We start from the raw sequence: 8408 nt of genomic DNA on the forward strand, positions 1-8408 counted from the left end.
ACACGGTCCAGCTAAATCGCTGATTCTGAATGAAGGCCCGTGAGTACTGGGGACGGGCGATGTCACGTTGTCTGCATATGGACACTTCGAAAAACCTCGCAATCGGGAACGCATCTTGATTAACTTCGCCTTGTAATTTGCTCGGAGGCGTTGGATGCGGGACAGCCGGGGTTCTGGGACATTAATGAGCGTTATGTGCGGCTGAGCGAGGCCGGCGATCCCCTGGAGAAGCTGAACGCTCTGGTGCCTTGGGAGGTCTCCGCAAGCCTTTGGCCAAGGCGCTGAATCGCTCCGAAGGCGCCAAGGCGGCCGGCCGGCCTTTGACGCGGTGATGATGTTCAAGATCATGGTGCTGCAGGCGCGCTACAGTCTCTCGGACGATCAGGCCGAGTTCCAGGTTCAGGATCGGCTCGGCGACAAGGTTCCCGACGCCAAAGACCATTCGACCGCAGGCAAGGTCAGGCTTGGGGTGATCACCCGTGCCGGAGATGAAATGCTGAGGAGCCTACTGGTGGTGGGTGCAACCGCTCTTCTTCAGCATATCAGAGCGGGTCGAAGCAGACATGGTTCCCGATCGCTCATCGAGCTCCTGCAACGGAAAAACCGAAGCTGGTTGCGGTGGCGCTGGCCAATAAGATCGCCCGTATTGCCGATTCCGACGATTTACCGGACGGATCGTCAACATCGCGGCTGCAGCCATCATCAGGCTCCGGCCAACGATCATGACCACGCGGCGGCTGTAGTTGTCGGCAATCGCTCCGACGAAGACGGCCAGAAAAGACGCCGGCAAGGTCGACGAGGCCTGGACGAGCGCAACCATCACGTCCGAGGTTGAAATCGTGGCCATCAGCCAGCTAAGCGCCACCGTCTGCATCAGCCAGCCGAGACTCGAAAGCTAAGACGCAAGGAAGATCGATCGAAAAGTCCGGTTCTCCAAAGGCGCCAATAGGCTCGTATTTTCCATGGCTGCGCTGGTCATCTGCCTGCTCGTTCACGCCTTATTCGCTCCGCTTTCGGGACTGCAATAAGGCTTCGTCTTATATTCAATGCGCCGTTACGGAGTCCTGGGTCATCAGGATATTGAGAGAGGTAAACAGCCGCCGGGCGGTCTCATGGTCGATGTCAACTTTGGATCTAAGACGTTCTCTCAGCGATTCTGACGCTTTTTTGTGGATGGCCCGCGTCCCATATCGATGGCCTCGAGTCGCTCAGGTGCCGAGCCGGCTTTTGCATCCGACTAGCTGTTGCAGACAAGGCTGTAATCCTTGAGCAGCCGGCGGAACGAAGTGAGCGACAAATGGTGATAGAGGATGGGCGCACTGTTCTCAGAGCTGACGGACAAGAACAGACGCCCGGTACATTAATGCCGGGCTCAGGCGATAGGGGCCGCCGTCGTGGCCAACCGGCCCAAAGCTGCTGTTTTCGCGACAGCCTGTTCGCGTTTCTGTTCCTCAGTCTGCTTTCCGAAAGTCCCGTCGAGCGATACCGCGCAAAACCGGAAGCTGACAAAGACATAGTCGCGGTCGCCATCGCAGGCTCCGTTTCAGTGTATCGGTTGCCTTTGCCACTTCGTCCAATCGTCCCGCAATGCGTAGAGACGTGGCTGCCGTCGAACCAGGTCCGACGACAGCCACGTTGCCTTGGGAGGCGAACCGAAAAGAAAATCTGGCTGAGCTCAGCGCTGCCTGAACGCACGGGGAAGATCGGCTGAGGCATGGGATAATACCAGTCGCAGGGCAGGAGCTGATGTAGCCGAAGTTTGATCGGCCTCGGTCGAGGAGGTGATGCTCACCAGATCTCCGGGCCTGGAATCCCGCTGCAAGCACAGCTGTTCGATGGGCGATGGGTTCATATCGACATCACCTCAGGGGCCGTGAGACGACTTCGATGGGCCGGGTGCGGGCTGCGTCCGTCGTGCGCTCAATCGATAGCACCGTCTGCGGTGGAAGCTCTCCATCATGCAGGGCCTGGAGATGCTCGACGACATCCTTGTCCGCGGTCGTGAGCCTATGATTCAGGCGAAGAAAGTCCATCCAGGTCGGCGTGCGGAACGTCTCCGTCCAAAGTGAAGGCGTTTGGAGGTTGCGCTGGAGCGTCCAGTTTCGTGCGCCGGCACGGCTGAGAGCATGGCGCTTTGCGCGCATGAAGCCGAGAAAGGCGTCGATATTCTTTTCGGAGATCAAATAATCGACCTTGGCGACGATCGGGCCGCTCCTTGGCTTCAGATCGAGTGCCAGCTCCGGGGCGCGAAAGTCCGAACTTTCCTGGTCCGTTTCTTCCCATGGACGTATCGGCAACACTATTCCCGCTGCCGCAACCAGCACCAGAGCCCCTGCGGCGCCCTCCAAGGCCAAGGTCAAGGAGTAGTTCTGCGCGAGCGAACCCCAAAGCCAGCTGCCGGCAGCCAGACCGCCGGCGCTCAGGGCGTAGTAGATCGAGAGCGTGCGGCCGACGACCCACCTTGGGCTTGCCAGCTGCACCGACACGTCAATGCCGGTCCAGGTGATCAGCCAACCCGCGCCGCCCAAGGCAAGCGCGGCTGCCGCCACCGCGACCGACGATGTCAGTGCAAGGCAAAGGCAACATGCCGCACAGGCGAGAGAGGCGAACGCCACCAGCCTGTTTTGAGACGTAATCCGCCGGAGCATGCCGTTGCTCATGCCCGCAATGAAAGCCCCCGTTCCGAAACCGGCCAACAAGATGCCGTAGACGATCGGCCCGCTCTTCAACTGATCCCGGACCACGAGCGGCAGCAGCGCGAGGATGGCAATGCTGGCGAGACCGAAAAGGGCTGCACGGGCGATTGCCGCCCTGATCTCTAGGGACATCACGGTGAAGCGCACCCCGTCGTGAATGGCTGTCGCCATTCTCTCGCGAGGGAGCGGCGAAGAGCGAACTTTCCATTTGGTGCGCCATATTGCCCCTAGAGGGACCAGGTCACTCAGCGCGGCCAGGGCGAAAGCGGCGAACGGCCCAAAGAAGGCCAGGATCGTCCCACCCAAAGCCGGGCCTATGCTGCGTACGGTGTTGTATCCGACCGACATCAGCGTCACCGCGGCCGGAATGTCGCGCTTGTCGAGGATATCGCCGACCGAGGCATGCCAGGCCGGATCGTTCAGAGCGAAGCCGCAGCCAGCCAGGAAGCCCAATCCGAGTAGGAGCCAGGGATCGACAAATCCCAGGCCCACAGCAATCATCAGCGTCGTTGACGCCAACGCTATCAAGCAATGTCCGGCAAACATCACCCACCGGCGGCTGAAGTTATCAGCGATGGCTCCGGCGAGAATTGAGAGGAAAAACACCGGTGATGTGGATGCGGCCTGAACCAGCGCGACCATCAGGTCGGAAGCCGAAATGGTGGCCATTAGCCAACTGATGGCGACCGTTTGCAGGAGCCACCCGAGACTGGATATTTGTGAGGCCGTCCAGATCGAACGAAACACCGCGTTCCGGAGCGGAGCGAGGGTCGTTGAACTGGACCGATGGGGATCTACGTGCTGCATCATTTATTTATCTTCGAAAAGGCGATCCTTTTCCGTCTTTTGAGGTACGAGTCGTAACACTATAACATATCGCACAACATAGCTTATGGAACGACCCGGTCATTTTATTGGCGGATCTCACCGGCTGCCTTTGTCGTAATGATCGTGCAACGCGAGGTCATATCCCAATCGCCTCGTACGCTTCTGCGACTTTCCGGATGGATGCGACATAAGCGGCTGTCCTATAGTCCCCAAGTTCTGGCTGCACCTCGAGAAGATCACCGATGCGGGTCCAGGTGCTGCGCATGACGTCTTCAAGGCCGGACCGTACGAGATCGATCTCAGCGCCACCCTCGAGGAACTCGTCGCGCATGTCAGCCGGGAACTCCTTGCCAGTCATCCGTTCAAGAGCAGCGGCGATCGTCTGATTACGCCGTTCCCGCCGCCGCCGCTCCATCAGCCCGAAGGGGATGTGTGTGAGGTTCTTCACCCACTCGAAGTAGCTAACGACGACACCGCCGGCATTGACATAGAGATCGGGAAGAATGGTTACACCGCGGGAACGCAGGATCTTGTCCGCTTCGAACGTGATTGGTCCGTTGGCAGCTTCGACAACCAGCTGCGCCTTGATGTTCTCAGCATTCTCGGCATGGATTGCGTTTTCCACCGCCGCTGGAATGAGAACGTCCCAGGCCTGTTCAATCCCGGTCATATCGCCGTCAAAGGATGTAGCACCATCAAAGCCAAGAATGCTGCCCGTCCGGATTTGGTGCTGCTTGAGCGCTTCGATTGCAAGGCCCTCGGGATTGGCGACGTAGCCATCACGTTCAGCGACGACGATGATGCGTGCGCCATCCTCTTCGGACAGGAACTTGGCGGCGTAATAGCCGACGTTGCCGAAGCCCTGAACGATAACCGATGCGCCTTTCAGATCGCGCCGGCCGTTAAGACCTCGCGTGCGAGTGTCGCGAAGATAGCTCTGGATCGCGAACTGCACACCCCGGCCCGTGGCTTCCGTTCGGCCGGCGATCCCGCCCTTGGAAAGCGGCTTTCCGGTGACGCAGGCCCTCGCGTTGACAACATCTGTCGGATTGGCTCGACGAAACTCGTCCATCATCCACGCCATCTCCCGCTCACCAGTGCCGATATCGGGGGCAGGAACGTTGACACCCGGGCCGATCAGGCCGCGTTTGTTCAGCTCCTGCGTAAAGCGGCGGGTGATGCGCTCAAGTTCCTGCGGCGTCCACTCCCGCGGGTCGATCTTCAGTGCACCCTTGGAGCCGCCGAACGGCACGTCGACAAGCGAACACTTTAAGGTCATCAGCGCCGCAAGAGCCTCGACTTCTTCTGCGTCGGCATTGGACGCGTAGCGGATCCCGCCCTTTACCGGTTCACAGTGTTCGCTGTGGACCGAGCGCCAGCCGATAAAGCTATACATGCGGCCGCGCAGCCGAACGCCAAAGCGAACCGCATAGGTCGAGTTGCACTGGATGATCCGCTCCGCCAGTCCCTCCGGCAGATCCAAGAACGACATAGCATGGCGGAAGTTCTGGTCGACGCTTTCCAGAAAGCCGGCGGAACTAATTTGCATCACGCACCTCTAACAGCTTGAGAAGCGCTGCTTCGAGATTGCCGTTCACCGACGTCCATCGGCTGCTGTGATGTTACATGCACTTGTACTTCCTCCAGGGGATTAAGATCCGGCGCGAACCACCGAACGATTATTGGGTAGTCGGATAGCTGTTCAACTTAGTAGAATCCGATGATCGGCATTGCGTGCGAGCAGCGCGCAGATCGGCGTGAACAGGCGACGCGCCGTGTCCTTGTCGATACGGACCTTCGTGGAGAGACGCTCTCTTAGTAGCTCGGCTGCTTCGTTATGGATGCCACGCCGGCCCATGTCGATCGCCTCCAGCCGCTCACGCCCGGGCCGGCAAATCGCGTCGTAATAGCTATCGCAGACACGAGTGTAGTCCTTCAGCAGTCGTCGGAAAGGTGTGAGCGACAGATAGTGGCTGACGACATGCACCCCGTCGTCGTCGGCAACATGCAGTGCCAATCGCCCGTCCGCAGTCTCGATCTTGAGACGATAGGGGCCGCCGTCATGGCCGATCGGCGTGAAGGTGTTAGACTCCAGAAGATTGATTACCGCGAGTGCCTGTTCAGGCTCAACGCGCGCGTCCCGTGTCCTGAAGGAGCAGTCGAGCGCGACATCGCAAAGACGGAACTCGGCGCCGGTGATGACATTGCCTTCCCTCACATCGTTTCGACGCACATCGCGACACCCATTCCGCCGCCAATACAGAGGGTGGCAAGACCCTTCTTCGCGCCACGGCGCTTCATCTCAAACAGCAATGTGCTCAGCACCCGCGCACCCGATGCGCCGATCGGATGGCCGATCGCGATGGCGCCACCGTTGACGTTTACGATCGAGGTGTCCCAGCCGAGGTCCTTGTTGACGGCGCAGGCCTGCGCCGCGAACGCCTCGTTGGCCTCAACCAGTTCCACATCGCCGATCGACCAGCCGGCCTTTTCCAGCGCCTTTCGCGATGCCGGGATGGGACCGGTGCCCATGATCTGTGGATCGACGCCGGCGGTTGCCCAGGAAGCGATGCGGGCCAGCGGCTGGATGCCACGACGGACCGCCTCTTCCTCAGTCATCAGAAGCGCAGCCGCCGCGCCGTCGTTGAGGCCCGATGCGTTGCCGGCGGTGACCGTTCCTTCCTTGTCGAAGGCGGGACGAAGCTTGGTCATCGATTCCAACGTCGCGCCATGGCGGATATATTCGTCCTGATCGACCGTGACGTCACCCTTGCGGCCCTTGACGACGAAGGGAATTATTTCGTCGGCGAAGCGGCCGGCCTTCTGCGCGGCTTCCGCCTTGTTCTGCGAGGCGAGCGCGAACTGATCCTGGTCATCGCGGGTCAGCTGCCACTTCTTGGCAATGTGTTCCGCGGTGGTGCCCATGTGATAGCCGTAAAAGGAGTCGGTCAGGCCGTCCTTGATCATGGTATCGACCATGTTGAAGTCGCCCATCTTCACCCCGCCGCGCAGATGGGCGCAATGCGGCGCCATGGACATGGATTCCATGCCGCCAGCAACGATGATCTTCGCGTCCCCGATGGCGATCTGCTGCATGCCGAGCGCGACGGCACGCAGGCCGGAGCCGCAGAGCTGGTTCATGCCCCAGGCGGTCGCCTCCTGCGGAATGCCGGCTTTCATGGCTGCCTGGCGAGCGGGATTCTGGCCCTCGCCAGCGGAGAGTACCTGACCAAGGATGACCTCGTCGACTTCGCCGGCCTCGACACCCGCGCGCTCCAGTACCCCCTTGATGACGGCGGCGCCAAGTTGATGGGCCGGAATATTAGCGAAGGAACCATTGAACGAGCCAACTGCGGTCCGTGCTGCGCTGGCGATGACGATGGATGCAGTCATGATGGTTCCTTCCACATTTTAACTAAATGATGGGGCCGCGATTACCGCGGATCAGTTGATGATTGTCGCTTCGGTGGCGTTTCGGAAGTCGCTTTCGCTCACGCCGTCGGCAAGCTCAACGATTTGCAATCCGCCTTCGACGACATCGAGTACGCCCAGATTTGTGATGATCCGGTCGACCACTCCCTGACCGGTCAGGGGCAGCGTACATCCCTTCAAAACCTTGGATTCACCTGCTCTGTTGGTATGATCCATGACCACCACAACGCGCTTCACGCCGGCGACCAGATCCATTGCGCCGCCCATTCCCTTGACCAGCTTGCCCGGGATCATCCAATTGGCGAGATCACCCTCCTCCGACACTTCCATCGCGCCAAGGATGGCCATAGCGATCTTGCCGCCGCGGATCATCGCGAAGCTTTGCGCGGAGTCGAAGAATGCCGAATGCGGAAGCGCCGTCACCGTCTGCTTGCCGGCATTGATCAGATCTGCGTCGATATCGGCTTCGGTCGGAAACGGGCCGACGCCGAGGAGACCGTTCTCCGACTGCAGCGTCACATGTACCCCTTCAGGAATATGGTTCGCGACCATCGTTGGAATGCCGATACCGATATTGACATAGGTACCATGTTCGAGTTCGCGGGCCGCTCGTGCAGCCATCTGGTTTCGATCCCAGGCCATCTGTTCCCTCCCCTTAAGCTACTAGGCGCGTTGTGCGTTGTTCGATGCGTTTTTCATGCTCACCTTGGATCAGCCGGTACACGTAAATCCCAGGCAGATGAATCTGATCGGGATCAAGGCTGCCGATCGGCACGATCTCTTCGACCTCGGCGACGCAAATCTTGCCGCAGGTCGCTGCCGGCGGATTGAAGTTGCGGGCCGTCTTGCGAAAGATGAGGTTGCCTGTCGTATCCGCCTTCCAGGCTTTGACAATTGCCAAGTCCGCAACGATCCCGGTCTCAAGGACATAGGTCTCACCGTTGAAAGTCTTGTGTTCTTTCCCCTCGGCGACGACCGTTCCAACGCCGGTCTTGGTATAGAAACCTGCGATGCCCGCGCCGCCGGCGCGCATGCGTTCCGCGAGCGTCCCCTGAGGATTGAACTCGAGCTCCAGCTCGCCACTCAGATACTGGCGCATGAGTTCGGCGTTCTCGCCGACATAGGACGAGATCATTTTTTTGATCTGCCTTGTCTTCAATAAAACACCGAGGCCAAAGTCATCGACGCCACAGTTGTTCGAGGCAATCGTGAGGTCCTTAGTGCCAGCTTCCCGAACAGCCTCGATCAAAAGCTCTGGAATTCCGCACAGACCGAAGCCGCCTGCCGCGATGAACATTCCATCGAACAAGAGACCTTCGAGTGCCGAAGCAGGGTCGCTGAATATTTTTTGCACGTCATTACTCCGATCTAGATTTACGGCGATGTCACATTGTCTGCATATCAACACGTTGAGACCTGCGGCCGCTGATGTCAGCTGACCACGGCCACAGC

At 59.4% G+C, this 8408-nt stretch carries 8 protein-coding genes and 3 pseudogenes; 2 read left to right on the top strand and 9 right to left on the bottom strand.

Annotated elements, in window-relative coordinates; all coding sequences use genetic code 11:
• Positions 1 to 150 precede the first annotated feature (150 nt).
• Together AC0L2R_RS33450 and AC0L2R_RS33455 are read left to right on the top strand one after the other, a co-directional pair.
• A pseudogene (locus tag AC0L2R_RS33450) lies at positions 151 to 412 on the top strand (transposase); the annotation flags it as partial.
• A gap of 21 nt (positions 413 to 433) precedes the next feature.
• Positions 434 to 726 (top strand): annotated as a pseudogene (locus tag AC0L2R_RS33455) (hypothetical protein); the annotation flags it as partial.
• Here AC0L2R_RS33455 and AC0L2R_RS33460 read toward each other — a convergent pair.
• From AC0L2R_RS33460 to AC0L2R_RS33500, 9 genes and pseudogenes are all read right to left on the bottom strand, one after another.
• Positions 674 to 874, bottom strand: a pseudogene (locus AC0L2R_RS33460) (MFS transporter); the annotation flags it as partial. The pseudogenes AC0L2R_RS33455 and AC0L2R_RS33460 sit on opposite strands and share 53 nt — an antisense overlap.
• Positions 875 to 1043: 169 nt before the next feature.
• On the bottom strand, positions 1044 to 1175 hold the full coding sequence (locus tag AC0L2R_RS33465; RefSeq protein WP_473514061.1) for a UPF0262 family protein: 132 nt from the start codon (positions 1173 to 1175) through the stop codon (positions 1044 to 1046).
• A 62-nt stretch (positions 1176 to 1237) separates the two neighbouring features.
• On the bottom strand, positions 1238 to 1342 hold the full coding sequence (locus AC0L2R_RS33470) for a UPF0262 family protein (RefSeq protein ID WP_473514059.1): 105 nt from the start codon (positions 1340 to 1342) through the stop codon (positions 1238 to 1240).
• 517 nt (positions 1343 to 1859) lie between these two features.
• Positions 1860 to 3503 (bottom strand): MFS transporter, encoded by a 1644-nt coding sequence (locus AC0L2R_RS33475; protein WP_473514062.1) that lies wholly within the window; start codon positions 3501 to 3503, stop codon positions 1860 to 1862.
• Positions 3504 to 3660: 157 nt separating this feature from the next.
• On the bottom strand, positions 3661 to 5016 hold the full coding sequence (locus AC0L2R_RS33480; protein WP_473514063.1) for a Glu/Leu/Phe/Val family dehydrogenase: 1356 nt from the start codon (positions 5014 to 5016) through the stop codon (positions 3661 to 3663).
• A 210-nt stretch (positions 5017 to 5226) separates the two neighbouring features.
• The gene (locus tag AC0L2R_RS33485; protein WP_473514064.1) at positions 5227 to 5724 is read right to left on the bottom strand and encodes a UPF0262 family protein; all 498 of its coding nucleotides are present in this window, start codon (positions 5722 to 5724) and stop codon (positions 5227 to 5229) included.
• Positions 5725 to 5738: 14 nt separating this feature from the next.
• On the bottom strand, positions 5739 to 6920 hold the full coding sequence (locus tag AC0L2R_RS33490) for an acetyl-CoA C-acetyltransferase (RefSeq protein ID WP_473514065.1): 1182 nt from the start codon (positions 6918 to 6920) through the stop codon (positions 5739 to 5741).
• A gap of 48 nt (positions 6921 to 6968) precedes the next feature.
• Positions 6969 to 7598 carry a 3-oxoacid CoA-transferase subunit B gene (locus AC0L2R_RS33495; RefSeq protein WP_473514060.1) on the bottom strand — a complete coding sequence of 210 codons (630 nt, stop codon included), beginning with the start codon at positions 7596 to 7598 and terminating at the stop codon, positions 6969 to 6971.
• 13 nt (positions 7599 to 7611) lie between these two features.
• Positions 7612 to 8253, bottom strand: coding sequence for a CoA transferase subunit A (locus tag AC0L2R_RS33500; RefSeq protein WP_473514066.1), 642 nt, complete (start codon positions 8251 to 8253; stop codon positions 7612 to 7614).
• Positions 8254 to 8408 lie beyond the last annotated feature (155 nt).

It is taken from the genome of Mesorhizobium sp. WSM4820 (genome assembly GCF_055811075.1).

Bases quoted from the DNA above. Each gene is read 5' to 3' on its own strand.
- AC0L2R_RS33475 (WP_473514062.1), bottom strand. From the start codon at position 3,503: ATGCAGCACGTAGATCCCCATCGGTCCAGTTCAACGACCCTCGCTCCG.
- AC0L2R_RS33480 (WP_473514063.1), bottom strand. From the start codon at position 5,016: ATGTCGTTCTTGGATCTGCCGGAGGGACTGGCGGAGCGGATCATCCAG.
- AC0L2R_RS33495 (WP_473514060.1), bottom strand. From the start codon at position 7,598: ATGGCCTGGGATCGAAACCAGATGGCTGCACGAGCGGCCCGCGAACTC.
- AC0L2R_RS33500 (WP_473514066.1), bottom strand. From the start codon at position 8,253: ATGTTCATCGCGGCAGGCGGCTTCGGTCTGTGCGGAATTCCAGAGCTT.